The following is a 427-nucleotide window of genomic DNA, read 5'->3' as shown; positions in this document are numbered from 1 at the left end:
TTCCCGCTGTCCAACTGGACCGAGCTGGACGTGTGGCAGTACATCGCCCGGGAGGAGATCGTCCTGCCGTCGCTCTACTTCGCCCACCACCGCGAGGTGTTCCTGCGGGACGGCATGTGGCTGTCACCCGGCGACTGGGGCGGCCCGCGCGACACGGAACGGGTCGAGAAACGCCGGGTCCGCTACCGCACCGTGGGCGACATGTCCTGCACGGGCGCCGTCGACTCCGACGCCGACACGCTCCGGCACGTCATCGACGAGATCGCGACGACCCGGGTCACCGAACGAGGGGCGACGAGGGCCGACGACCGGCTCTCGGAGGCCGCCATGGAAGATCGCAAGCGCGAAGGGTACTTCTAGCCATGAGCACCACCATCGACACCCTCCGCCTGGCGACCGCCGGCTCCGTCGACGACGGCAAGTCCAC

1 protein-coding gene is annotated in these 427 nt (G+C 69.3%); it reads left to right on the top strand.

Going from position 1 to position 427, the window contains the following annotated elements; translation table 11 throughout:
• A partial coding sequence (locus GTW43_RS05820) for a phosphoadenosine phosphosulfate reductase family protein (protein ID WP_161300541.1) occupies window positions 1-360 on the top strand: 360 nt, incomplete at its 5' end.
• Between the last annotated feature and the right edge of the window lie 67 nt (window positions 361-427).

It is taken from the genome of Streptomyces sp. SID5785, from assembly GCF_009870065.1.
Classification (GTDB): domain Bacteria; phylum Actinomycetota; class Actinomycetes; order Streptomycetales; family Streptomycetaceae; genus Streptomyces.
This window is presented reverse-complemented; position numbering and strand designations above follow the sequence as displayed.